Genomic DNA, 24,948 nt, shown 5'->3' on the forward strand with positions numbered 1-24,948 from the left:
GAGCTCGCGCAGCGCGGTGAACTGCCTACAGGGCAGACGACCCAATGCGGGCGTGGTGCGGGTGAAGGGCTCATCTCACGAGTGGGACCTTTGACCAGTCGAGGTCGGAGGCCAGGTAGAAGCTGGTGTACGACGGCTGGTTGTAGGTCGTGTTCTGTCGTGCGACCTCCACGCGGTACTGGGGGTCGTGCATCAGCGTGTAGAGCTTGCGGTTGGTGACTTCGGTGCTCAGGTAGATGCGGATCGCGCTGCTGTCGACAGTGCGGACCAGGAGCTCCTCGCGCCAGTCGCCGAGGATGTCCGCTACCAGGGACGGGTTGCCCTTGGTGTAGTTGTTGGTTCGCGTCCCATCGGCCGTCAGCAACGTGCCGCGGCGCCAGTCCTTGATGCTCGGGGTGACGTCGATGGCGCCGTCGACGATCTGCGTGGTCATGTCGGCCGCCCAGCGAATACTGGCGTTGGTCCCGGGGAACGCCGTACCGAGAGCGTCGCCGTCGGCGGTGCGGAGTCGCATGGCCCAGGTCTCGAGTCCCGGTTCCTCCGGGACGATGTCGCCGATCATGCCGCGCCCGGTGTCTTTGCCGGAGTACTCGCCGTAGATGGTCTTGCCCGTTGCCGCGTCACGGAGGGCATACCCGTACGGCGCGTAGGTGCCGCCCTCGTGCACCGTGAAGATCTCCTGGCCGGGGCGCTGCGGGTCGATGTCGGTCACGTGCATGGCGTCGCCGTGGCCGAGTCGAGCGACCTCACCAGGCGTCGCACTGCCCGGCGGCATCACGTCTTTCGAGCTGTAGAGCAGGCTGCCGTCGTCATCGATCGTTGCGGAGCCGTAGACGATCTCCTGCTTCCCGTCGTTGTCCACGTCCGCCGCACTCAGTGAGTGGAATCCCTGTGTAGTAATGGATCCGTACTGCGGGTCAGTGCCGTCCCGGCCGTGCGGTCCGTCGTTGAAGGGGTTCGTCATCGGGGTCCAGCCGCTGTCGACGGCCCAGCCCTTGGTGAGCTTGCGGCCATTCCAGCCGTACGTGGCAATCGTCGTACGGGTGTAATAGCCGCGGGCGAAGACCGCCGAGGGGTGCTTCCCATCCAGGTAGGCGACGCCGGCCAGGAAGCGATCCACCCGGTTGCCGGGTTCGATCCGGGCCATCGCGTAGTCGCCCCAGCGGAGGCCGTCGTCTGTTCGTCCGGGTTCGTAGTGGGTCGTCTGGAGTTCGCGGCCGGTCAGGCCGTCGAAGACTGACAGGTACTCCGGACCGCGCAGGATGAAGCCCTCGAAGTTGCGGAGCTGGTTGCGCGTGCTGCGGCTGGGGGCGTACACGTCCATGAAGTAGTCGACGAGCGCCGAAGCGTCAGCACGGTTGAGCGGGTACTGGTACCGCGGTGCGATGCCGAAGGCGGCCTCCAATGTCGCAGGCCACTGCCCGCGCTTCACATCGGGCTGGTCCTGCCACTTCTGGAACATGGCGACTAGGTGGTCGTGGTAGCCGGTCTTGCTGACCCGGTAGTCGTCCTGGTTGCTGTAGCCCGCGCGACGGTCCGCGGCCGGCATGGTGATGTAGCGCTCGGAGCTGATCTCGCCCGACTTCGTGTACCTCGTCGTCTTGGTGCCAGGCGCGGTCTTCAGCATCATCTCGGAGCGGCCGTCACCGTCGAAGTCGTAGACCATGAACTGCGTGTAGTGCGCTCCGGCCCGGATGTTCACCCCAAGGTCGAGTCGGTGCAGCAGTCGGCCGTCAGCCTTGTACGTGTCGATGTAGACGTTGCCGGTGTAGCCGATCTGCGAGACGTCCTTGGAGTTCGACGGATTCCAGAGCACGACGTACTCGTACTCACCATCGCCGTCCACGTCGCCGACGCTCATGTCGTTGGCGGAGTAGGTGTACGCCTCACCTGCCGGAGTGACGCCGTCGGCGGGCTTGCGGAGCGGCAGTTCGCGGTAACCGCCGGACCACGGGGTGACGTAGTCGCTGCGATCCCGCTCGCGGCCATTCACCAAAGACACCACCCGGTACTGCGAGGTCGGCGTACCGGCCTTGTCGAGGTAGTTCGTGCTGTCGGTGACTGTGGTGAGGCGTTTGCCGTTGCGGTAAACGGCAAAGTCGGTTCCGGCCAGGCCGTGGTCGGTCCTGCTGGTCGCTTCCTTGCCGAGCAGTCGCCAACTGAGGAAGACGCCCTCGCTGGTGGTGGTCGCGACCAGGCCGCGATCGAGCTTCTCGAGGTGGGGACCGGAATTAGAGGCAGGCGGCCGCGCGTACGTCGTACCGGTGGTGGCGGTGGCCGCGAGCAGGGCGGCGAGGACAAGAGCGGCGGCTCGGCGGAAGGTCATGGCGGATCCTTCGAAGCGAGGGCGATGGCAAGCGCTTTCCAGGGAAAGTAGTCTGCCGCCCGCAACCTGTCGACGCTCGTGTCCGCAATCGGTCGCGATGATCCTCAAGGTCCTAGGCGGACCAGGTCTCCAGGGGGAGGGGGCACTCCAGTTCGGTGGAGGCGTCGGTGAGGTCGTAGGCGACCATCGGGCACTGCGTGCAGTAGAGCAGGCCGTCGCCCGGATCGGTGACGAAGTCGTGACCGGTGGTGGTGCCGGTCCGGCTTGGCTCATTGGTCTCGTTGAACAAGTCAATCCCGACCTGCCGTTGGGGCTGTCGCTTGCACCATCACTGGAGTTCAAGCGTTCGTTACAGGGACTCCGCATCTTCACGCGACCGCAATGAAGCTCGGGATCCCGTGATCGCCGGTACCCACCTCCGAATCACGCATGGACCCGGGTACCGGACCGTCGATCACGGGGCCCGCTGGTAGAACGGCTACCGGCTTGAGCGAAGGGGTGTATCTGATGATGTTCCTGCTGTGGCTCATCGCAGCGATCCTGGTGATCTCCGGAATCGTTTCGATCGTCCGAGGCGCCTTGACCTGGGGGATCGTGCTGATCGTGGTCGGCCTGCTGGTAGGCCCGGGCGGCGTCAGCATCTTCACCTAGGAGTCATGACCGCATGCCGTGGGTACTGGCAGACGACTCGTCAGGCAGGGGCGGGTTTGGCATGCAATGGCGGAGGTCGGGGTCGATGACGATTCTTGAACATGAAATGTCCGGGCAAGTGGCTGATCCGGGGGTGCGTCTGGAGCGTGCAGGTGCTCGGGTGCGGATTGTCGTCACTACGCAGTTGACCGAGGAGGTGTCGGCTGCGGTTCGCGAGTTACTGGTGGATGCGTGCGATCGGCGTACTCGCTGTGTCGTGATCGCTCTCGAGGCCGGACTCGGTCCGGTGGGCCACGAAGTGCTGCCGCATGTCCTGGACGTGGCTGAGCGCCGCTGCTGGTCGGCCAGTTGCCATCTGGAGGTGACGGCGTCCGACCCCGAGGTGCTGGAGCTGCTGGCATCCTTGGGTTTCTGACGGAAGGGCAGCTGATGCCATCGATTTAGCTGCTGCGTCAAGGACTCAGTGCTCACCATGGCCCGCCGGTCGCCCGCTCTTTCTTCCCGGTAATGTGTCTTCGGTCGGGCGACCGCTCGACTCGGCTCGGAACTTGGGAAGACTATGCAGCCTGACGATCTGCCTCCGGCGAAGTTCAACACCTCCATTCCGACAGCGGCGCGCATGTACGACTACTATCTCGGCGGCAAGGACAACTTCGCCGCCGACCGGGCGGCCGTCGAAGAACTGGACAAAGTCGTCCCCAGCACCCGCGCACTTGCCATCAACAACCGGCGATTCATGCAGCGCGCGGTGCGGGTCCTGGCAGAAGATCACGGCATCAGGCAATTCGTGGACCACGGATCCGGTCTGCCCACCCAGAACAACGTGCACCAGGTCGCAAAACAGGTCACTGCGGACCCACGTGTCGTCTACATCGACATCGACCCGCTGGTGAGCGTGCACGGCCGGGCCTTGCTGGTCGAAGACGAGCGCACCACAACGGTCATCGAGGCCGACATGCGCGACACCAACACCATCTTTGCCCACCCCGACACCCAGCGCCTGATCGACTTCTCCCAGCCTGTTGGCGTGCTGTTCAACTCGGTCTTCCACTGCATCCCGGACAGCGAAACCAACGGTCCGCCGGCCGTGGTCCGCCAGGTCACCGAGCGGCTGGTTCCGGGCAGTTACCTGGTGATGTGCCAGCTGGTCAGCGAGGACCCCGAGATCCGCGACTTCGTCACCAACTTCATGGACCAGGCAACGCACGGCAACTGGGGCCGGGTCCGGCAGGAGAAGGACGTGGCCGAGTGGTTCGAGGGAATGGACATCCTCGAGCCGGGGCTCGTAGAGGTTTCCACCTGGCGGCCCGACGACGAAGCCGCTCCCAAGCAACAGACCTCGGAGTGGATCGAGTTCGGCGGAGTTGCTCGCCTCCGCTGACTCGGTTTCGCGTGCTGGCGCGTGAGGACCTCACCATGGCCGCGCAGTCTCGCCAACTGCTCAGCCCGGTGATTGCCCGGAACGGGTCGGGTACCGGCCTGGCATGATTTCGTGATGAGGCCTTGGCTCGCGGTGCCCGTCGTGCTGGCGTTGGGTCTTGGTGTTCGGGCATTCGCGAGTGGTGACTTCGCCAAGTACGCGGGGGTCGCGCTCTACACTACGCTGATCTATGCGCTGGTGTCGTTCTGGTTGCGCCCACTCTGGGCAGCTGTGGTCGCTACGGGTTTCAGCTGGGCAGTGGAGTTCTTCCAGCTCACCGGGATCCCCGCGGAGCTCTCCGCGCGCAGCGGCCTCGCCCATCTGGTGCTGGGGTCGACTTTCAATGCACCCGACCTCTTCTGGTACGTCGTTGGCGCCGGTCTCGGCGCGTTGATCGTCCGGCGGCGGACCGCCACCACTGTCTAACGGTGCCCGGCTCGCCCGGTTCACGCTCAGGGCGCCCTGTCCGGGTCACTCACGAACGGGTTGGACAGTGGTGGAGGTCCGCCCCAGCCACCCGCGGGGGCTCGGCGAAGGTCGTCCGGGCGCGGGGTCGGCAACGCCCTAGGTTTTTGTGTAGCCGGCTGCCTGGAGCTCGAAGAGACGGGCGTAGGTGCCGTTGTGGGTGATCAGGCTTTCGTGGCTGCCGAGCTCGGCGATCCGGCCGTCGACCAGGACCGCGATGCGATCGGCGGAGCGCACGGCGCCCAGCCGGTGTGAGATGAGCACACTGGTCCGGCCGCTGCGATGAGCGGCGAGGCTGGTGTGGATCTCGTGCTCCGCTTCGGCATCGAGCCCGGACGTCGGCTCGTCCAGGATCAGCAGATCGCGGCGATCCCGGAGGAAGGCTCGAGCCAGCGCGACCCGTTGCCATTGACCGCCCGATAGCAGTACGCCGGTGGCCGGATCGTCCTTGTCTGCTTGGTCGAAGAACATCCGCGACAGCATCGTGTCGTACCCGTGCGGTAGCTCAGCGAGCACCTCGCCGATCCCGGCGCGACCGGCCGCAGCCTCCACGCGCGGGCGACTGTCCGCGCGCAGTTCGTCGGTGCCGTCGATCTCGCCGAGCGCGATGTTCTCGGCGGCGCTGAGCTCGTAACACATGAAGTCCTGGAAGACCGCTCCGATCCGGCGGCGCAACTCGGTGACGTCGAGCTCCCGCAGATCGACGCCGTCCCAGAGGATCGCGCCACGCGTCGGGTCGTAGAAGCGGCAGAGCAGCTTGACCATCGTGCTCTTACCAGCGCCGTTGTGCCCGACCAATGCAGTCGAGCGGCCGAATGGAATGAACAGATCAACGCCCTGCAAGGCCCAGGAGTGCTCGTCGCTGTACCGGAACCAGACGTCCCGGAACTCGATACCGTGCCGCAGTTCCGGCGCTGCGATCGGCTCGTCCGCGACCATCAGCCCGGCGGGTTCCTCCGTCACTGCCTGGTAGTGCTCGAACATCAGCAGCGCATTGTGCGCCATCCCGAGCCGCCCGATCAGTGCCGACAACGCCAGTTGTACGCCGCCCACCGCCGCGACGAACACCGCAACGTCGCCCAGGCTGATCCGCCCGGCACCGGCGGCCATGATCGCCCAGATCAGACCCGCCCCGGCGATGACAGCACCCAAGGCGGCGAGCAGGCCCTGGATCAGCAGGTCGCGCCGGTCGATCCGGCGCTTGGCTGCGTTCGCCGTACGGAGCTCGCTGAGCATCCGCCGCCGCAACAGCCGCCCCAGACCGAGTAGGCGAATCTCCTTGGCCGCTTCGAGCCCGGTCATCAGCTCCGAGTAGAAGTACTGCCGACGCTCGGTCGGACTCAATCCGGTCATCAGCTCGGCCCGCCGACGGCTGAGTTGCAGCTCGGCGTAGAGCCCAGGAACCGAAGCGACCAGTACGACGATCGCCATCCAGGGACTGATCGCGATCAGCGTGAGGGTGAAGCCGGCCAGCGTCAGAATCGACTGCAGGCCGCCGACCAATGCATCGAGAATGGTCACCGGCCCGGACTGGCTGTGCTGCTCGGCAAGCCGCATCCGGTCGCGGAAGACCGGGTCCTCGAGATTCGCCAGACCAGTCATCCGATCCGTGGCGCCGTACAGGCGATCGCGCGACAGCACGGTGACCCGGCGGGATACCTCCGCAGACAAGTAGCGGATGAGTTCGCCCAGCACAGCGAGTGCGAGGCCGGCCGCAGCCAGTCCGATCGCGAGCAGCACAAGGCCTCCGCCGCCGGTGGCCAGGCGGTCCAGCACCAACTTTGTCAGCCAGGCCGCCGCGACCGGCACGAGACCGCTGCCGATACTCGCGAGCACGTATCCGGCGAACGCCGCAGGAGCCGCTCGCCAGGCCAGTGCGAGTGAGGCGACTGCGCCCGAGCGCATGCTCACGATGTCAGCTGGGCGGCCTGGTAACCGGTCGACGCCACTCGCAGGTTGTCGTCGAGGATCACGAGCGTCGGCATCGCGCTCACTCCGACCGCGCGCGCCACCGGACCGTCCTCGGCCTCGATCACGACCTGGGCGACCTTGGACAACTTCTCGGTCATCTCGGTCAAGGCCGGCTCGTAGCCCGCTGCGATCGCGATGACGCGTTCGCGGCCGAGCGGTTCGGCGTACGTCAGGAAGCCCGGCAGGCTCTCGGCGCAGGTCGAGCAGGTGGTGGAGAAGAATCCGAGCAGCATGCCCCCGGCGGGTGCGACCTCCAGGCCGTCGACCGTGGTCGCGGTGAAGGACGCGATTGGCGTGCCGAGCGGAACCCCGACGACCTCGCGGCTGGGGCTCTGGTTGTTGACGAGCTTGGTGAGGTGGTCGGCATGAACTCGTAGCCGTTTGACCAGACCCAGACTGATCACCAGGTTGAGCAGTGCCAGTGCCGCGACCAGCACGACAGCGACCGTCAGGATGACCAACGTCTTCTCCTTCGCTAACCGATGGCTTGGGAACCGAACAGCTCGACGAGATCGTCGAAGCGCGTGACGAGCAAGCCGCCGACCAGGCCGGCGACAGCGGCGATAGCGAATCCTGCGGGCTCGACCGACTCAGGCCTCGTTGCTCCCGCGACGAGGCCTGCGACAGCGGCCGCCAGCAACAGAACATTTCGTACGACGTGGGCGCGGCCCAGCGGGGTGGTCGCGGCGCCGAAGCACTTGCAGGGCTTGCGAATCCCGCGGCGCAGGGTCACCACGATGGCGGCGGTGAAGGACAGCAGGAGAAGCACGGCCAGGAGGAAACCGGCCGACGCGACAAACCTCAAGGAAGCGGAGAAGGCTCCGACCAGTAGTGCCACGGTCAGCGTCACCTCGGCCACGACAACGCCCGCGGCAGCCGGCACTCGCAGACCGGTCGGCAGAATCTCCAACGGACCAGCCGATCCGGCGAAGTCCCGGAACGCCTTGGAGCCCGTCTTGCTCACGGCGGATTGCCCGAAGACGAAGGCCAGGCAGAGACAGCAACTGAGTAAGAGGTAGACCATCGCCGTCCCTTGGAGTTCAGAGCAGTGCCGGTGCGTCCACCGGCACTACGATCAGCTGGAACTAACAGGCGCCGACGACGTAACAGGCCCCGCAGGCGCTTCCTACGCAACTCTTGTGCTTCCGGACGTAGCCGGGCGAGTCCCAGAAACAGCCGCAGTCCCGGGTCGTGTCCTGCACGCCGGCCTCCGCCGTCACCTCCGGAACCAGTCGGCTGATGATTCGATCGCCCAGGCGTTGGAATGCATTCCGCATGAATCCTCTTTTCGGAGACGGGTAATTCGCTGGATATTACTTACGACGGTCCGCTCAGGCGAGAGGTAATTGCCATCGATCCTGGCAGGAACCGGCCATGGCAGTGGTTTGACTGGATCCGGCCCCGCGAGCGTTTATGGTGTCGGCCATGGTCCCGGCAGTCGTCGTCACGCTCGTCCTCGCGACCGCAGGACTGGTCGCCGCGAGTAGGCGGCTCGCCCTGGTGCGCGTGGCCGGGCAGAGCATGACGCCGACGCTGGCCGACGGTGATCGGCTGCTCGCGTGGCGCAGGTCCGGACCACTCCGGGTCGGCGACATCGTCGTACTGGAAGCGCCTTATCCGGTTGGGGTTGTGCCGCATGCGGCAGCAGGTAAGCTTCACCCACCGCCTTGGCAAACGGGGCCGGCATCACCAGGTGAGCTGGACCGTCGCTGGATCGTCAAGCGGGTCGTCGCGCTGCCCGGGGACGTCGTTCCGCCCGAGGGCGCCGGATGCCTCACGGCCGGCACCGTGGTGCCGCCAGGTTGTCTGCTGGTCGTCGGTGACAACCCTGATCAAAGCTACGACTCACGGCACGTCGGATTCGTCCCCGCCGAGCGAGTGCTCGGTCTCGTCATTCGCCGGCTGAAATGATTTGCAATTCCCCGCGAATTGTCAAGCACTTCGATCCGAATCGAAGAGTGCCGCGAAACTTTTCGAAGCCCGGAAATGGGCCTCGCCTGACCCCGGGGCTGCGGAGATCAGGCGAGGAGTCTTGCGGGTGGGTCAGCCGATGGTGCAGGGCTGGCCGCTGACGGTGAACGCGGTCGGGGGATTGTTGGTGCCGGAGTGGGATCCGTTGAAGCCGATCTCGACGGTTGTCCCGGGAGTGATGGTGGCGTTCCAGGAGCCGGGCACGGGGACTGCTGTGACCTTTGTGCCGGTCTGGGACCAGTTGGCGTTCCAGCCGCTCTGGACCGTCTGGCCGTTGGCGAAGTCGAACGAGAGCACCCAGTTCGCCAGTGGTGCAGTCGAGGTGTTGGTCAGTTTGACCGACCCCGTGAAGCCGGTGCTCCAGGTGTTCGCCGAGTAGGCGACCTTGCAGCCGCCGGGTGGGGTGGTCGTGCCGGTGGTCGTTACCGACAGCGCACCGGACGGGACGGAAACGTTGCCTGCGGCATCTTTTGCTCGCACGGTGAACGAGTACGCCGTACTGGCGGTGAGGCCGGTTGCGGTGAAGCTCGTGGTCGCGGAGCTGCCGGCCAGGGTGCTACCCCGGTAGATGTCGTAGCCCGTCACACCGACGTTGTCGGTCGAGGCGGTCCAGGTCAGTGCGACCGAGGTGTTCGTGATCGTGCCGGCCGTCAGTCCGGTCGGCGCCGAGGGTGGTGTGGGGTCCGTCGGGTTGGTGCCGCCGCCGATGACCGGGTAGGCGTTCCGTACCAGCTGGACGAACTGTGCTTCGAACCACTGACCGGATAGCGGCGCGTCGGGCAGTGCACCGGTGAGCTGGTTGTCCAGCTTCGGTGCGACGAACGTCGGGTCGCACATCCGGTCGAACCGCTTGCCCTCGTTGTTCGGGATGTCGGTCGACGCACCGTCGGACTCACCCGGCGGTTTGATCCACACGAACGCGTCGAGATGTGATCCGGCGTACCCGCTGGGCGTGGCCTGCGGGCGCTCGCCGATACCGGCACCTGACGGGTTGCACCAGGCTCCCCGGTGGACGCGCTTGTCGACGCGCGACTGGTTGACGTAGGTGTTCAGATCCGTGCTGGTCGAGACGGACGTCGGGCGAGCGGCACCACCCCAGCCGTTGCGGGAGGTGTCGATCAGCATGCCCGTACTGGCCGGGAATCCTTCGGCGACCAGCAGGTTGTACAGATGCGCCGTCCAGTCGACCTCATCGAAGTCGAAGTTCCACTCGTAGTACTTGGCGGATCGGACCGGGTTGCCGCCGACGGTCAGCGACGAGTTCGGCAGGTACGGCTCGACCAGCGGTGTGGTGTTCGCCGTGTTGGCGACGAAGCCGTCGATCGAGGCGTAGCCGGCGACGGTCGTCCGGGCCACCTCGGCGAAGAGCTTCGCGGCCGGTCCGGAGTTGGTGTCCCAGCCGAGCCAGCCCGAGTGTGCGGCGTCGATGTAGTTGTAGACGTTCGGGATTGCGTGCAGCTTGTCCAGGGCGTACTTGACGCCGGCCCGGTAGTAGGGCGCGGCCTGCTGGCAGGGCTGGTGGGAGATGTTGGTGATGAGGTTCGGTAGCGAGTCCGGCTCGATCGTGGCCGCGATCCGGAGGTTCTGGTACTTCGCGTCGGCCAGGATCGCCGCGATCGGGTCGATGTACTCGGCCTTGTAGCGCGCCAGTCCGGCATCCGTCGCCGGGAGTTCGCCGTTCGATGCGAGTGCGTAGCAGTCCCGGCCGGGCAGGTCGTAAATCACCAGGTTCACGACGAGCGGCGTACCGGCTTGCTTTTGGAGCAGGGCTTGGTCCAGGTGGGACCGCAACCCGTTGCCGGAGGCGTTGCCGGCGATGGCGCTGATCTGGTCCATCCAGACTGCGGTCGGTTGCGTCTTGATGGCTCGCATCTTGGTAGCCAGTGCGGCATCGGCTCGGGTGGCAGCCCCTTCGACCGACGCGGCCCAAGCGGGGTTCACATATTGGGTCGCCCCGGCGTAGGGGTTGTCGACGTGCGGTTCGGCAGCGCTGGCGCTCAGGGCGGTGAGCGGCAGAGCAACCAGAGCGGTTGCCAGAGCGGTGGTTGCGGCGATCAGCCGCAAGGGAGTTCGGGACACGCGGTCCTCCTTGAGGAGCAGTCCGGCGTACCGGTCCGGGCGGAAGCCGGTACGAGCCACCGTGGGCGTCGGTGGCTGACCTGAACGCTCACACAGGAGGCGCCGCGTCCGGCAGGGACCGAAACGTTTAAGGCCGCGGCCAGTTACTGCTTGGTGCGGCGGGCCAACGGGCCCGTGCTGCCGCGAATCGCCAGCCCACCAACCGGTACGACGTGGCTGGTCGCGCTCTGACCGTTGAGCACCGCCAGCACGGCGTCTCCGACAGCCGTCCCGAGTTCGCGCAGCGGCGAGGGCAGTGCGGTGAGCGCCGGCGTACTGAGCCGGCAGAGCGCCGAGTCGCTCGCGGCCAGGATCGACAGGTCCCACGGAACCTCGACGCCGAGTCGCCGCGCCACATCGAGCGCAGCCAACGCCATCTGGTCCGAGTCGTACACGATGACGGACGGCGGCACTGGACTGGTTAGCAGCTGCCGTGTCGCGGCAGCCGCCTCTTCCGGTCCGGCATCGGTAGTCATCCGAAGCAGCGAACCGCCAGCATCCTTGAGCATCCGCGCGAGCGCCGCCACTCGCACCTGCGTGCGATGCAGCTCGGGCTGTCCCGTCACCACTGCAACGTCGCGATGCCCCAAGCCGATCAGGTACGACGCCACGCGGCCGAACGCCTCTGCGTCGTCGAGGTGGACCGAGGTCAGCCCTTGCGCCGCAGCCGGTGCTCCCACTACGACTGCTGGCGCCCGGAGCGCCCGCAGTGCCTCGACGCGCGGGTCCTGACTCAGCACATCGGTCACGATCATCACGTCGAACCTGCGCTCGGCCCACCAGGTCCGGTACGTCGCAACAGCCGCGTCGACGGACTCCACGACCTTCAGGAGCAACGCATAGCCGTGTTTGCCGAACACATCCTGGATCGCAGTCACGAGGTCGAGGAACGAGCTTGCCGACGACACCCCACCGGCGGCGGTACTGACCACCAGCCCGACAGCCCGCGGACCGGTATGCATCGACCGCGCCGCAGCACTCGGCTGCCACCGGTACTCCTCGGCAATCCGCAGCACACGCTCACGTGTCGCCGCCGAGACACCAGGTCGCCCGTTGACGGCGTACGAGACAACAGCGATCGACACACCTGCCGCCCGGGCGATATCCGCGATCGTGACGCGGCGCGCGGGCAAGCCGGGGCGGTCGGGGGGCGGTGAGACCACAATGACCAGTGTGTTGCCTGGCGGCCCGAAATACATCAGCTCGGGTCGATGCCGAAGGGAGCAAAGATGGCGCCGGTACGACGCAGTGCCGCGAACGGCATTCCGCGACGGACGATCGGCGTGCTCTCGCCAGTGGTCGGCGGGTTCTACTTCGGCGCATTGATCGCCGGGATCGCAAGGGCCGCGCGCAATGCCGGCCACCGGGTGGTCGCCGTACAGACTTATCCGGCGGGTCTCGATCGCGAGCGGTATCCCGACGAACCGTTGCTCGAGGTGCCGGTGGCGCTCGGTGCGGTCGACGGTCTGATCATCCTCGCCAGCGCTGTTCGGCAGGACCGGCTCGCGGCGGTTCAGCAGTGGGGCTGCCCGGTTGTCGTGCTGAGCACGGACACGGTCGGCCCGGCCGTGCCGGTGGTGGTGCCGGACAACGCCGGCGGTGTGCGGGCCGCCGTACGGCATCTGATCGATCATGGGCACACGCGGATCGGGTTCATCGGCAATCCGGCGCAGCGCGACATTCGCGAGCGGCACGAGGCCTACGCCGCGGCGCTCGTCGAGAATGGGATCGACCAGGAGTGGTTCGAGGAGATCTCCGACAACCACGAGCAGGCCGGTGCCGATGCTGCCTCGCGTTTACTCGCCGCCGGCCTACCGACGACTGCGACCGTGGCGGCGACGGATCGCAATGCCATCGGATTCCTGCGCGCGTTGCGAACGGCGGGACTGGTGCTGCCGCGCGACCACGCCGTCATCGGGTTCGACCACACCGACACCGGTGCTCGCTTCCTCCCCAGGTTGTCGACGATCGACCCGCACAACAACCGGGTCGGCGGGCTGGCTGTCGATCTCCTGCTGGCACAACTGCGCGGCGACACCGTGACCAGCGGCGTGCACCGAGCCCCGTCGACCCTCGTGATCCGCGAGTCCTGTGGGTGTGGCGAATCGGCGGCAGGCGATGTGAACAACCTGCCTGGTACGACGCCCGCGCGGGCCCGGCTGCGACACCTGGCCGATACCGGGTTCGCGGCCCCCGCAGCGGTCACGGACAGCCGCCGGATCGACGACGACGCCCGCGAGCGGTGGCTCCAGGCAGTCGTCGAGCCGGTCACGACCGCTGCTGAGCAAGGCCGATTGCCCAGCGGCTCGTCGCTGAGCAGCCTGGCCCGGCTGACGTCCGCACGGCGGCCGCATCCGGAGACCCTCGAACAACTGATCGCGGTCGTCCGCGACCTCGAGTGGGAGCTCGCGGCCACGCTCCCGGTCGGATCGGAGCGGCTGCCCACGCTGTTCCGCGCCGGTACCGACACCACCTTGGCCCTGACGAGAGGCTGCACCCTGCCGCTGCTCGCACGCAGCGGCTACCTGGAACGCGCGATCGCCGACCAGTACGAGGTCGACCTGGATCTCCTGCGTGGCGACGGCGGTGGCCCGCGCACCCTGACCTGGTTGCCGCGGGCCGGCCGCGGCGCAGCCTGCCTCGGTCTCTGGACCGGCTCGGCGACGGGCGACCGGGAGCTGGAGATCGTCGGTGTGGACGACAGTTCCGGCGCGCTCTCCCGGCTGGTCGGATCGCGGTCGCAAGCCAGCCAGTTCCCTCCGGCCACGATGACCCGGGCGGGCGCGGCCGGGAGCAGTCGGCTCACGTTGGTCCTGCCTGTCACATCGCGCGGCAGCGACTGGGGCCTGCTCGCCATTGAAGGCACAGTCGACACCCGCATGACCAGCGGCCGGGACAAGTACAACCACTGGGCCACACTGCTGGCCGTCGCGCTGGATCACGAGCGCCTGCTGGCCTCGCTGCACGACCAGCGGCAGGCGCTGGCGGAGGCGGCCAATCGCGAGCGAGCGTTGGCGGACACCCTGCGCGCCAGTGAGGAGCGGTACGCGCTGGCCTCGATGGCGGCCCAGGACGGTACGTGGGACTGGGATGTCTCGGCCGGGACGGTGTACTACTCACCGCGGTGGAAGCAGACGCTCGGGTACGACGAGGACGAGATCGGCAGTACGCCGTCCGAGTGGCTCGACCGGGTGCATCCCGACGACCGCCTCGACCTGTCCGCTGCGATCGCCGCACAGTTGGGAGGCGCCCGGGCTCCACTCGAGATCGAGCATCGAGTCCAGACGTCCTCAGGAGCGTACCGATGGATGATGTGCCGGGCTGTGGCGGTTCTCGACGACGCGGGTTGCCCGGCCCGCCTGGTCGGAGCGTTCGTCGACATGACCGAGCGCAAGGAGGCTGAGCTTGCCTTGCGCCGCAACACGTTGCGCGATCCCGAGACAGGTCTCGCCGGCCGGGTGCTCTTCCTCGATCGGCTCGGCGAGTCCTTGGAGCGCGTCCGGAACCGCCCTGACGACTACGACTGCGCCGTACTGCTCGCGCGCGTCGTCGATCCGTCGGCTCCGCTGCGGGCCGACGTACGGCGTGAGGTCGTTCGTCGTCTGCAGTCGGTACTGCGCGATGCCGATTCGGCTGCGCGGCTTCGGCAGGACGAGTTCGGCGTACTGCTCGAAGGCGTCGGGCCAGATCAGACCCGCGTGCAGGAAGTCCTTGCCTGGTTGACGGCTGAGCCTGCGCTGGGAATCGCGGTCGGGGTGCTGCCGGGCATTCAGCAGTTCAAGGACGCCGACGACGCGCTTCGTGCTGCGGACATTGCGCTGCTCCGCGCCCAGACCCGGGCCTCGATGCCTCCCCGCTGAGGGAGAGGCACCGAGCCCCAGATCGGGCGCAGTTTAGGCGCAGGCAACGCCGTTCAGAGTCGCGGCGGAGAAGGGCGGCGTGCCGCCGCTGAAGTCCGCGTTGTAGCCGACAGTCGCGGTGCCACCAGTACCGAGACCGCCGTTCCAGGACGCATTGACAACCCGTACGACGTCTCCTGCGTCTGTCCAGGTGCCGTTCCAGCCCTGCGTCACTGTCACGCCCGGTGCCGAGAAGGTGAGCGTCCACCCGTTGATGGGCGCTCCGCGGTTCTCGATGACGACCTCACCGGAGTAGCCGGAGCCCCAAGTGCTGGTCACACGATGCGTCACTTTGCACCCGCCTGGTTGCGGTGTAGGTGTCGGTGTGGAGCCGCTGGCGGCGGCCAGGTCGTAGGCGCGCTGCGGGACGAACTGGCCTGCTGGGGCGATACATCCGTCGGACTCGCCCGGCGGCTTCACCCACAAGAACGCGGCAAGCTGGCCATCACCGGTCTGATCGGTGCTCGCCGTACCGATGGCACGGCCTGCCGGGTCGCACCACTCACTCCCCAACGGCCCGTTGCCGTTGCGGCTGGTGTCGATGACCGCGCGAAGTCGCGAGTCGCCCACCGCGTTCAGGACGGCCTTGGCGAAGTTGGCCTCGTCGGCAGTGGTTCGGTAGTTCGACACATTGGTGGAAATCCCGTCGGCGCTGTTGGAGATGTCCGCGCCGCGCAGCCGCGCTGCAGCCTCGGCCGGTGCGAGCCAGGCGGAGTGACCGATGTCGAAGTACACCTTGGTCTGGGCCGAACCGGACTTGAGCTTCTTCCCGGCGTAGGCCATCGACGCCTTCGTCTGGTTCTGCTGGTCGGCCGACTGACAGCTCGTCATGATCGGCAGTACGTCGGGCTCGAGCACGATCGCTGCAGGACGACCGGCCACCCCTGCCGCGACTTGGTCGATCCAGGCGCGGTATGCCTCGTGGGACGGTGCGCCGCCACTACTGGCTCCGCCGCAGTCGCGGTTGGGGATGTTGTAGACGACCATGATCGGCACCTTGCCAGCGGCCGCGGCAGCGCCGACGTACGCCTCGACCTCGCCTCGAACCGTGGCGGTGTTGGTAGTGGTGAACCACTTCCCCTGTGGCGTGGAGGCGATCCGGTCGCGGATCAGCGGGGCGCGCGAGTCGTTCGGGTTCGCCGCCACCCACTTGGCCGCGCTGGTGCCCGGATCCACGTAGAACGGCGAGGCGGCAGCCTGAGCACTGCCTCCGCTGAGCAACAGAGCCGAAGAAAGCGTGAGGGCGGCGAGTAGGCCGCCGTACGCGAGGTGTCGTGAGCGCATGAACGCACCTTCCAATGTCGGGAGACGGACATCGGAAGCACTCCCATCGCCTTGGAATGTAGCCAGCCGGCGGCATTCCCGCAGCTGAAACGTTTAGGTCCACGGCACGGCCTTCTCGCCGGATCGTCCAGCTCTTACGCTGCCGCAACTGGGAGCGCTCCCATCCAGCGTCTCCACCCCTTTGGTCCCGATGGAGGGAAAACTATGAGGCTTCGAACGAGAGCGGGCCGGCTCCGCGCCAGACCGCTCGTCCTGGGGGTCGCGATGGCGACCGCGGCAGGACTGATGCAGCTCGTCGCGCCGACAGCGCAGGCCGCGGTGGCCTGCTCGGTCACTTACACCGTGCAGAACGAGTGGGACAGCGGTTTCGTCGCCGACGTGACCATCAAGAACGAAGGCGACCCGATCAACGGCTGGACCCTCGCCTGGACCTTCCCGAACGGCCAGCAGGTGACGAACCTGTGGAACGGCACCTACACGCAGGCCGGCGCCAAGGTCACCGTCCTGCCGGTGGACCACAACCGGAACATCGGTACCGGCGGTAGCGCGACCGTCGGCTTCCAAGGCACGCGCGGAGCGACGAACGGCAAGCCCACCGACTTCACGGTCAACGGCATCTCGTGCGCCGGTGCCAACAAGGCCCCGACCGTGGCGGTGACCTCGCCGACCGCGGGGCAGACGTTCCAGACCGGGCAAGCGATCCCGCTCGCGGCCACTGCGTCCGACAGCGACGGCACGGTAGCGAAGGTCGAATTCCTGGCCGACGGCGTCGTGATCGCCACCGACACGACTAGTCCCTACCAAGGCTCGTGGTCGGGCGCATCTGTCGGTGACCACGCAGTCTCGGCGCGCGCGACCGACGACCGCGGCCTCGCGGCCTCCGCGACACCGGTAGCGATCAAGGTGCTCGCCGGGCCGACGATCGTGGCGACGCCAGCGACGCTCAACGTCAAACAAGGCGGTACGGCGACCTTCGGCGTGACGCTGGCGAGCCAGCCAGCAGCCCCGGTGACTGTCGCGGTGGCCCGGTCTTCGGGCAGCACCGACCTCACCGCGACACCGGCCTCGCTGACGTTCACTACAGCGAACTGGAACACGCCGCAGAACGTGACGGTGACCTCAGCGGCGAACGGCGGCGACCTGGTGACTGCCGTCTTCTCCGCAACGGCCACCGGCTACGCGTCGGCCGCGGTGACCGCCAAGGAGATCTCGGCGACGACTCCACCGTTCCAAGAGGCGTTTCTCACGCAGTACAACAAGATCAAGGACCCGGCCAGCGGCTACTTCCGCAAGTTCGGTGACCTGCTGGTGCCGTACCACGCGGTGGAGACGTTGATGGTCGAGGCGCCTGATCACGGGCACCAGACGACTTCGGAGGCGTTCAGCTACTACCTGTGGCTGGAAGCGAGCTACGGCAAGATCACCGGCAACTGGGCTCCGTTCAAATCGGCCTGGGCCTCGATGGAGAAGTTCATCATCCCGGCCAAGGCGGATCAGCCCACCAACGACAAGTACAACCCGGCCAAGCCGGCGACGTACGCGCCCGAGCACAACGCGATGACCGGGTATCCGTCCCAGCTCAACCCGTCGGTCGCTGTCGGTTCCGACCCGATCGCCGCCGAGCTCAAGACGGCGTACGGGACTGACGACATCTATGGCATGCACTGGCTGCTGGACGTCGACAACACGCTCGGATTCGGGCGGTGCGGCGACGGCACCACGACGCCGTCGTACATCAACACCTACCAGCGCGGGTCGTCGGAATCGGTGTGGGAGACGATCCCGCAGCCTTCATGTGACACCTTCAAGCACGGTGGTCCGAACGGCTATCTGGACCTGTTCACCAAGGACAGCTCCTACGCCAAGCAGTGGAAGTACACCAACGCTCCGGATGCGGACGCGCGCGCCGTACAGGTGGCTTTGCTGGCCAGCCAGTGGGCGACCGCGCAGGGCAAGGAGGCCGAGATTGCGCCCGAGGTGGCGAAGGCCGCGAAGATGGGCGACTACCTGCGGTACGCGATGTTCGACAAGTATTTCAAGAAGATCGGCAACTGTGTCGGACCGACTGCCTGTCCGGCGGGCACCGGCAAGGACAGCGATCACTACCTGATGTCCTGGTACTACGCCTGGGGTGGCGCGACGGATACGTCCGCGGGCTGGGCCTGGCGCATCGGTGACGGCGCCTCGCACCAGGGCTACCAGAACCCGTTGGCGGCGTACGCGTTGGCGAAGGTGCCGGCGCTGAAGCCGAAATCGGCCACTGGGCAGGCGGACTGGGCCAAGAGCATGGACCGGCAACTAGAGGTTCTGCAGTGGTTGCAGTCGGCCGACGGCGGGATCGCCGGCGGTGTCACGAACAGCTGGGAAGGCAACTACGGCACGCCTCCTGCAGGTACGCCGACCTTCTACGGCATGTTCTACGACGCACACCCGGTATGGCGCGACCCGCCGTCGAACCGGTGGTTCGGCTTCCAGGTCTGGCAGATGGAGCGGACGGCATCGCTGTACCAGATGACCGGGGATCCGCGGGCGAAGAAGATCCTCGACAAATGGGTGCCGTGGGCAATCAACAACACCACGGTCGGTGCGAACGGGGCGTTCCAGATTCCGAACGACCTGTCCTGGACCGGTGCCCCCGACACCTGGAACGCCGGCTCGCCGGGCGCGAACGCGAACCTGCGGGTGAGCGTGCTGAATCACGGCCAGGACGTCGGCGTTGCGGCGTCGTACGCGAAGACTCTGCTGAACTACGCGGCCAAGTCGGGTAGCGCCTCGGCCAAGACCACGGGTGAGGGTCTGCTGACTGCGTTGCTGGCACATCAGGACGCCAAGGGGATTGCGATCCCGGAGACTCGGGCCGACTACAACCGGTTCGACGACAAGTACGACGCCGCTACGGGGGAGGGACCGTACGTTCCGCCGGGCTGGACCGGCACGATGCCCAACGGCGACGCGATCGGCCAGACCTCGACGTTCCTGTCGATGCGGTCGTTCTTCAAGAACGACCCGGACTGGCCGAAAGTGCAGTCGTATCTGAACGGCGGTCCAGCGCCGACCTTCACCTACCACCGGTTCTGGGCGCAGGCCGAGATCGCCACAGCGTTCTCACTGCACGCCGAGCTATTCGGCTAACCCGCTGAACGCGCGCCCCCGGCACCACCTGGCCGGGGGCGCGCCCATGTGTTCAGGCGCTGCCGCGCAGCTCCAGTCGGGTGCCGACGATGACCTGCGTCTCCGGCGGCTGGTTGCCGGCGAGCTGGGCAAGGAGCAGCCGGGTCATCTCCCGGCCCATCTCCTCGGCCGGCTGGAAGACCGAGGTCAGCGGCGGGTCCGAGTGCCGGCCGCCCGGTGAGCCGTCGAAACCGATCACGGCCACGTCCTCGGGAATCCGTCGCCCGGCCGCCTTGAGAACCCGCATCGCGCCGAAGGCCATCGGGTCGGAGGCGGCGAAGACGGCATCCACTGCGGGCTCACGCTCCAACAGGGCTGCCATTGCGCGGGCTCCACTCTCCTCGCTGAAGTCGCCGTACTCGACCAGGTCGTCCCCGGCGACCTCGCGGAAACCTTGCAACCGAGCGACGCCGGCGGACATGTCCTGCGGGCCGGCGATGGACGCGATCCGGCCGCGGCCCTGATCCAGCAGGTACTGCGCCGCCAGGCGCCCGCCGCTCGCGTTGTCGGCGTCGACGAAGGGGATATCCGGCCCGACGAGCGGCCGGCCGCACAGAACCAGCGGCAATCCGCTGGCCAGGACCTTGCCCGGCAACGGGTCGTCGGCGTGCTGGGACAGCATCATTACGCCGTCCACGTGCTCCCTGGTCAGGAACCGGTCCACGCGATCACGCTCGGTCGAGCTCTGAACCATCGACAACCACAGCTGCAGCTGCGTCTCGGCCATCGCCGAGCTGATGCCACGGACGATGCCGGCGAAGTACGGCTCTGTGAACAGACGCTCGCCCGGCTCGGAGATCACGAGGGCCACACAATCGGTCCGGCGGGTGACCAGATTGCGCGCTGCGCGGTTCGGCACGTACCCGAGCTCGTCGATAGCTTTCAGTACCGCGGCCCGTGCGCCAGGGCTGACCTGGGACGATCCATTGACCACTCGGGACGCGGTTCCCCGCCCCACCCCCGCCCGGGCCGCGACGGTTTCGATGGTGGGACGGGGTTCGGTCATGGAGTCAGCCTGCCTCGGATCAGATCGCCGTACCAATACGCGCTGCTCTTCGGGGTTCGTGTCTGCGTCTCGTAGTCGACGTAGACCAGGCCGAACCGCCGCGAGTAACCCCAGGACCACTCGAAGTTGTCGAACAGCGACCAGCAGAAGTAGCCGTGCAGCGGGACGCCGAGATCGATGGCCGCCTGGCAGGCCCGGAGGTGGCCGTCCAGATAGCTGATCCGGTCGGGGTCCCGGACCAGACCGTCCGCATCCGGTACGTCGGGAAACGCGGCACCGTTCTCGGTCACGTATAGCGGCACCGAGGGGTACTGGGTCGCCACCCGTTCGAGGACGCTGGTGAGTCCTTCGGCATGGATCTCCCAGCCCATCGCGGTCAGCGGTAGATCGCCCTTGACGAAGCCGACCTGTTCGCTGCCGGGCCAGGGGGAGGCGCCGCCACTACCGCCGTGACCGTCGTCACCGCCGCCGGCCTCCCCGGTCACGACGTGCCGGCTGTAGTAGTTCACGCCGAGCATGTCGAGCGGGGTCGAGATGACCGCGAGGTCACCGTCCTGGACGTGCGCGAAGTCGGTGACTTCGGCGAGGTCCTCGATCACGTCGGCTGGGTAGGAGCCCAGCAGGACGGGATCGAGGAAGAAGCGATTCTGCAGACCGTCGATGCGCCGGGCGGCGTCCAGGTCGACATCCCGGTCGCTCACGGGAAGAACGTCGTACAGATTGATGGTGACGCCGACCTTGTGGCCGCCGGCCTTGAGCCGGCCGGCGGCGAGACCGTGTCCGAGCATCAGGTGGTGCCCGGCCCGGACGGCGGCCGCGGGGTCGGTGCGGCCGGGTGCGTGCACGCCGGATCCGTAGCCCAGGAACGCCGAACACCACGGCTCGTTCAACGTCGTCCACTGCCGAACCCGGTCACCCAGTACGGCGGTGATCGCGCCCGCGTAGTCCGCGAATCGCTCCGCGGTGTCACGCTCCGGCCAGCCGCCGGCGTCCTCCAGCGGCTGTGGCAGATCCCAGTGATAGAGGGTCGGCCACGGCTCGATGCCGGCCGCCAGCAGTTCGTCGATCAGCCGCGAGTAGAAGTCGACGCCGGCCGTGTTGAGCGCACCGCTGCCGTCCGGCTGGACCCGCGGCCACGAGATCGAGAAGCGATAGGCCTGCAGACCGAGGTCAGCCATCAAGGCGACATCCTCGCGGTACCGCTGGTGGTGCTCGATCGCGACGTCGCCGGTCTCACCGCCCAGGACCCGGCCCGGGGTGTGCGCGAAGGTGTCCCAGATCGAGGGCCCGCGCCCGCCGACGGTCGCGGCTCCCTCCACCTGGTAAGCAGCGGTGGCGGCGCCGAACAGGAACCCGGTGGGGAACTGCAGCCCGGTCCCGGCCTCGGTCTGGCTGTCGGTTGTCACGACTTGATCGCACCTTCCATGATGCCGCCGATGATTTGGCGGCCGAACACGATGAACACCGCGAGCAGCGGCAGCGTGGCCAGAGCCGTCGCCGCGAAGACCTGCGCGTAGTCGGTGTAGTACGCCGTCGCCAGTAGGCTGAGCGACAGCTGGACAGTGGGAGTGTTGGCGTCGAGGATCGCGTACGGCCAGATGAACTCGTTCCACGTCTGCATGAAGGTGAGCAGACCGAGGATGGCCGCGGCGGGCCGCAGTACCGGCAGGACGACGTTCCAGTAGATCCGGAACGTCGAGCAGCCGTCCACCCGCGCCGCCTCCACGAGCTCGTCCGAGATCGCCTCGGCGGCGTACTGGCGCATCATGAAGACCCCGAAACCACTGACCAGGAACGGCACGATCACCGCTTGCAGACTGCCGTTCCAGCCGATCTTCACCATCAGCATGTAGAGCGGGATCAGGCCGAGCTGGACCGGCACCATCATCGTGGCGACGATCACCAGCAGCATCACGTTGCGGCCGCGGAACCGGAGCTTGGCGAAGGCGAACCCGGCCAGCGTCGAGAAGAACACCACCGACAGCGTGACCACACTGGAGACCACCAGTGAGTTGACCAGCCCGTAGGCGAAAGCGGCGTGCTCGTTCGCGAAGACCCGGCTCACGTTCGCGCCGAAGTCACCACCCGGCAGCAGCGGCGGCGGTACGTCGTTGATCACGTCGTTGGACCGGGTGGCCACGACGAACATCCAGTAGATCGGGAACAGCGAGGTCACGCAGCCGACGATCAGCGCCAGATACGTCAACGGGCTGGCCCGCCACAGCCGCACCGAGGCGGCGCGCAGCCGGCTCACCGGGCGGCCCTCCGGACGAGCAGCAGGTTGATCAGCGAGAAGATCACGATCAGCCCGAACAGCGCCCAGGCGATCGCGGCGCCGTACCCGTACTGGAAGCGCTGGAACGCGGTCTCGTACATGTACATGGTGACGGTCTGGAACTGGCCGAGGGTGCCGCCGAGCATCCGGCCGTTCCCGAAGATCACCGGCTCGGTGAACAGTTGCAGGCCTCCGATCGTGGAGATGACGACGGTGAAGAGCAGCGTCGGGCGCAGCAGTGGCACGGTGATCCGCCAGAACTGCTGCCACGGCTTCGCGCCGTCCAGCGAGGCGGACTCGAACAGATCCTTCGGGATCGCCTGCATCGCACCGAGCAGGATCAGGGTGTTGTAGCCGGTCCAACGCCAGTCGACCATCACAGCGATCGCGATCCAGCTCGACCAGGTGTTGGCCTGCCAGTCGACCGCGTCCAGACCGAGCCAGGTGATCAGGAAGTTGACCAGGCCGACATCGCGGGCGAACAGCTGCCCGAAGACGATGCCGACGGCCGCGACCGAGGTGACGTTGGGGATCAGCACACCCATCCGGAAGAACGTCCGGCCGCGGATCTTGCGGTTCAGCAGGTTCGCCATCGCCAGGGCCATCAGCAACTGCGGGACGGTCGCGAGGACGAAGATACCGACGGTGTTCTTGAGTGCGTTCCAGAAGTCCGGGTCCGCGAAGAGCGCGGTGTAGTTGCCGAACCCGACGAAGGTGTGTTCACCGATCAGATGCCAGTCGTGCAACGACACCCAGCCCGTGTAGATCAACGGGAACGCCCCGAAGACGGCGAACAGGACGAAGAACGGCGCGATGAAGAAGTACGGCGCGAACCTCACGTCCGCGCGCGTCAGCCGGGAGCGCCAGGGAACCCGGCCGTCGGCGGCAGTTGCTGCCGCCGACGGCCGGACGACGCTGGAAGAGGTCACTTCGCCTCTTTGACAGCGCTGCTGAGCGCTTGCTGCCAAGCCTTGTCGGGGGTGAGCTTGCCCTGTTCGACGGCCTGCAGCGCGGGCTCGAAGGCACGCTCCTTGACCGCCTGGTGCTTCGGGCCGAGGACCAGCGGCTTCAGCGTCTTGGCTCCGGCGCCGAAGATCTTGCCGACCGGTGCGTCGGAGAAGTAGTCATTGGTCAGCGCCAGGAACGCCGGGTCGTCGAGCGCCTTCGGCGCGGTCGGCAGCGGTCCGGCCTCCTTGAAGGCAGCCACCTGGCTGTCCGGCGAGGTCAGGAACTTGGCCAGCTCGTAGGCCTCTTTCGGGTGCTTGCTCTGGGTCGGTACGGCGAGCCACGAACCACCCCAGTTGCCACCGCCACCAGGCACCGCGGCAACGTCCCACTTGCCGGCATTGGCCTCGCCGGAGTTGCCCTTGATGATGCCGAGCATCCACGACGGGCACATGGTGACCGCGAAGCTGCCGTTCTTGAAGCCGGCCTCCCAGTCCTTCGACCAGGTCGGGATCTTGGCGCTGACGCCCTCGGAGACCATCGTCATCGAGGTGTCCCAGGCCTGCCGGACGACCGGGTTCGAGTCGGCGATCAGCTTGTTGTCGCGGTCGTAGAAGTTGGTGTCACCGGCCTGCGACAGCATCGCCGAGAAGCTGGTGGTGACCGAGTCGACGAAGCCCTTCGCGCCGGTGTTGGCGGCGCCGAACTTCTTGCCGGTGGCAATGAACGAGTTCCAGTCCGGCCACAGCTTCGACACCGCGTCCCGGTCGGTCGGGAGCTTCGCCTTGGCGAACAGGTCCTTGCGGTAGCACGCGGCCAGACCGCCGACGTCGGTGCCGAGCCCGATCAGCGGTCCGTCGCTGCCGACCCGGCCGAGGTCCCACTTCCACGGCAGGAAGTTGGGCTGAAGCTCCGCCGCGCCCTGGTCGAGCAGGTTGACGAAATTCTGCGGCTGGGTCTTGAACTCGTTGAGGACGCCCTCCTCGAGCGCCACCACGTCACCCGCGCCGCTGCCGGCGGCCAGGTACTGGACCAGTTTGGGCTTGTAGTCGTCGAGCTTCTGCACGTTGCGCAGCTCGACCTTGACATCCGGGTGCGCCTGCTCGTACTGCGCAGCCAGCGCCTTGTAACCGAAGTCCCCGAAAGTGTCGACCACCAGCGTGATCTTGCCGTCCGCCGCGGGCTTGGTGCCCTCGGTGTTCTTACTGCATGCCCCGACCATGCCCAGTGCCGTCACGGCAGCCACCGTGACCGCCAGGAACCGCTTCGTCTGGCTCATCGCCTGACCCCTCCTCGCTGCTTTTCACGCCCCATTTGGGAGCGCTCCCAAGAGCATCGGGGGCGGTTTCAAACCTGTCAACACCTCAATGGGAGCGTTCCCAAATCGAGTCTCAATTCGCACCGTCCGAAGTCGTGGCGACACTTTTCGTAGTCGGGGGAAATCGA

Annotated in this window: 20 protein-coding genes; 7 read left to right on the forward strand and 13 right to left on the reverse strand. The window is 67.0% G+C overall.

Annotated features, from left to right (window positions below):
• Nucleotides 1-70 precede the first annotated feature (70 nt).
• Together E1263_RS11725 and E1263_RS42665 are read right to left on the reverse strand one after the other, a co-directional pair.
• The gene (locus E1263_RS11725) at nucleotides 71-2,326 is read right to left on the reverse strand and encodes a rhamnogalacturonan lyase (RefSeq protein WP_132167271.1); all 2,256 of its coding nucleotides are present in this window, start codon (nucleotides 2,324-2,326) and stop codon (nucleotides 71-73) included.
• Nucleotides 2,327-2,438: 112 nt separating this feature from the next.
• Nucleotides 2,439-2,615 (reverse strand): hypothetical protein, encoded by a 177-nt coding sequence (locus E1263_RS42665; protein ID WP_165956582.1) that lies wholly within the window; start codon nucleotides 2,613-2,615, stop codon nucleotides 2,439-2,441.
• Between the two features lie 218 nt (nucleotides 2,616-2,833).
• On the opposite strand from E1263_RS42665, the gene E1263_RS42670 reads away from it, so the two are divergent.
• The 4 genes from E1263_RS42670 (at nucleotide 2,834) to E1263_RS11740 (ending at nucleotide 4,823) form a co-directional block, all read left to right on the forward strand.
• The gene (locus E1263_RS42670) at nucleotides 2,834-2,977 is read left to right on the forward strand and encodes a GPGG-motif small membrane protein (protein ID WP_165956583.1); all 144 of its coding nucleotides are present in this window, start codon (nucleotides 2,834-2,836) and stop codon (nucleotides 2,975-2,977) included.
• 85 nt (nucleotides 2,978-3,062) lie between these two features.
• Nucleotides 3,063-3,392, forward strand: a complete 330-nt coding sequence (locus E1263_RS11730; RefSeq protein ID WP_132167272.1) for a hypothetical protein — start codon at nucleotides 3,063-3,065, stop codon at nucleotides 3,390-3,392.
• Between the two features lie 144 nt (nucleotides 3,393-3,536).
• Nucleotides 3,537-4,358 carry an SAM-dependent methyltransferase gene (locus E1263_RS11735; RefSeq protein ID WP_132167273.1) on the forward strand — a complete coding sequence of 274 codons (822 nt, stop codon included), beginning with the start codon at nucleotides 3,537-3,539 and terminating at the stop codon, nucleotides 4,356-4,358.
• A gap of 114 nt (nucleotides 4,359-4,472) precedes the next feature.
• Nucleotides 4,473-4,823, forward strand: coding sequence for a ribosomal maturation YjgA family protein (locus tag E1263_RS11740; RefSeq protein ID WP_132167274.1), 351 nt, complete (start codon nucleotides 4,473-4,475; stop codon nucleotides 4,821-4,823).
• 138 nt (nucleotides 4,824-4,961) lie between these two features.
• On the opposite strand, the gene E1263_RS11745 is transcribed toward E1263_RS11740, so the two are convergent.
• From E1263_RS11745 to E1263_RS11755, 3 genes are read right to left on the reverse strand one after another with little or no spacing between them, the layout of a single operon-like run.
• Entirely contained in the window at nucleotides 4,962-6,767 is a 1,806-nt protein-coding gene (locus E1263_RS11745; protein WP_132167304.1) for an ABC transporter ATP-binding protein, read from the reverse strand.
• A 2-nt stretch (nucleotides 6,768-6,769) separates the two neighbouring features.
• Nucleotides 6,770-7,294: a TlpA family protein disulfide reductase gene (locus E1263_RS11750; RefSeq protein ID WP_132167275.1), complete on the reverse strand. Its 525-nt coding sequence runs from the start codon at nucleotides 7,292-7,294 to the stop codon at nucleotides 6,770-6,772.
• A 14-nt stretch (nucleotides 7,295-7,308) separates the two neighbouring features.
• Nucleotides 7,309-7,857, reverse strand: a complete 549-nt coding sequence (locus tag E1263_RS11755; RefSeq protein ID WP_132167276.1) for a MauE/DoxX family redox-associated membrane protein — start codon at nucleotides 7,855-7,857, stop codon at nucleotides 7,309-7,311.
• Between the two features lie 401 nt (nucleotides 7,858-8,258).
• Between E1263_RS11755 and E1263_RS11760 the strand changes: the two genes are divergently transcribed.
• Nucleotides 8,259-8,744, forward strand: coding sequence for a S26 family signal peptidase (locus E1263_RS11760; protein ID WP_132167277.1), 486 nt, complete (start codon nucleotides 8,259-8,261; stop codon nucleotides 8,742-8,744).
• A 132-nt stretch (nucleotides 8,745-8,876) separates the two neighbouring features.
• Here the strand turns inward: E1263_RS11760 and E1263_RS11765 are convergent, their stop codons facing one another.
• Nucleotides 8,877-10,883, reverse strand: coding sequence for a glycoside hydrolase family 6 protein (locus E1263_RS11765; protein WP_132167278.1), 2,007 nt, complete (start codon nucleotides 10,881-10,883; stop codon nucleotides 8,877-8,879).
• Nucleotides 10,884-11,026: 143 nt separating this feature from the next.
• Entirely contained in the window at nucleotides 11,027-12,085 is a 1,059-nt protein-coding gene (locus E1263_RS11770; protein ID WP_238161191.1) for a LacI family DNA-binding transcriptional regulator, read from the reverse strand.
• Nucleotides 12,086-12,133: 48 nt separating this feature from the next.
• Between E1263_RS11770 and E1263_RS11775 the strand changes: the two genes are divergently transcribed.
• Nucleotides 12,134-14,782, forward strand: coding sequence for a substrate-binding domain-containing protein (locus E1263_RS11775; protein WP_238161192.1), 2,649 nt, complete (start codon nucleotides 12,134-12,136; stop codon nucleotides 14,780-14,782).
• Nucleotides 14,783-14,815: 33 nt separating this feature from the next.
• Here the strand turns inward: E1263_RS11775 and E1263_RS11780 are convergent, their stop codons facing one another.
• Nucleotides 14,816-16,105: a glycoside hydrolase family 6 protein gene (locus E1263_RS11780; protein ID WP_132167280.1), complete on the reverse strand. Its 1,290-nt coding sequence runs from the start codon at nucleotides 16,103-16,105 to the stop codon at nucleotides 14,816-14,818.
• 204 nt (nucleotides 16,106-16,309) lie between these two features.
• Between E1263_RS11780 and E1263_RS11785 the strand changes: the two genes are divergently transcribed.
• Nucleotides 16,310-19,237 (forward strand): glycoside hydrolase family 48 protein, encoded by a 2,928-nt coding sequence (locus E1263_RS11785; RefSeq protein ID WP_165956584.1) that lies wholly within the window; start codon nucleotides 16,310-16,312, stop codon nucleotides 19,235-19,237.
• A gap of 52 nt (nucleotides 19,238-19,289) precedes the next feature.
• Here the strand turns inward: E1263_RS11785 and E1263_RS11790 are convergent, their stop codons facing one another.
• The 5 genes from E1263_RS11790 to E1263_RS11810 are packed head-to-tail and all read right to left on the reverse strand — an operon-like array spanning nucleotide 19,290 to nucleotide 24,781.
• Nucleotides 19,290-20,282, reverse strand: coding sequence for a LacI family DNA-binding transcriptional regulator (locus tag E1263_RS11790; protein ID WP_132167281.1), 993 nt, complete (start codon nucleotides 20,280-20,282; stop codon nucleotides 19,290-19,292).
• A complete protein-coding gene (locus E1263_RS11795; RefSeq protein ID WP_132167282.1) occupies nucleotides 20,279-21,688 on the reverse strand; it encodes a GH1 family beta-glucosidase in 1,410 nt (469 codons plus the stop codon). Before E1263_RS11795 ends, E1263_RS11790 begins: the two co-directional genes overlap by 4 nt.
• Entirely contained in the window at nucleotides 21,685-22,536 is an 852-nt protein-coding gene (locus tag E1263_RS11800; RefSeq protein ID WP_238161193.1) for a carbohydrate ABC transporter permease, read from the reverse strand. The genes E1263_RS11795 and E1263_RS11800 overlap by 4 nt, the downstream gene beginning before the upstream one ends.
• Nucleotides 22,533-23,486, reverse strand: a complete 954-nt coding sequence (locus tag E1263_RS11805) for a carbohydrate ABC transporter permease (protein ID WP_132167283.1) — start codon at nucleotides 23,484-23,486, stop codon at nucleotides 22,533-22,535. The genes E1263_RS11800 and E1263_RS11805 overlap by 4 nt, the downstream gene beginning before the upstream one ends.
• Nucleotides 23,483-24,781 (reverse strand): ABC transporter substrate-binding protein, encoded by a 1,299-nt coding sequence (locus E1263_RS11810; RefSeq protein ID WP_132167284.1) that lies wholly within the window; start codon nucleotides 24,779-24,781, stop codon nucleotides 23,483-23,485. Before E1263_RS11810 ends, E1263_RS11805 begins: the two co-directional genes overlap by 4 nt.
• Nucleotides 24,782-24,948 lie beyond the last annotated feature (167 nt).

The sequence above is a fragment of the Kribbella antibiotica genome (assembly GCF_004349055.1).
Classification (GTDB): domain Bacteria; phylum Actinomycetota; class Actinomycetes; order Propionibacteriales; family Kribbellaceae; genus Kribbella; species Kribbella antibiotica.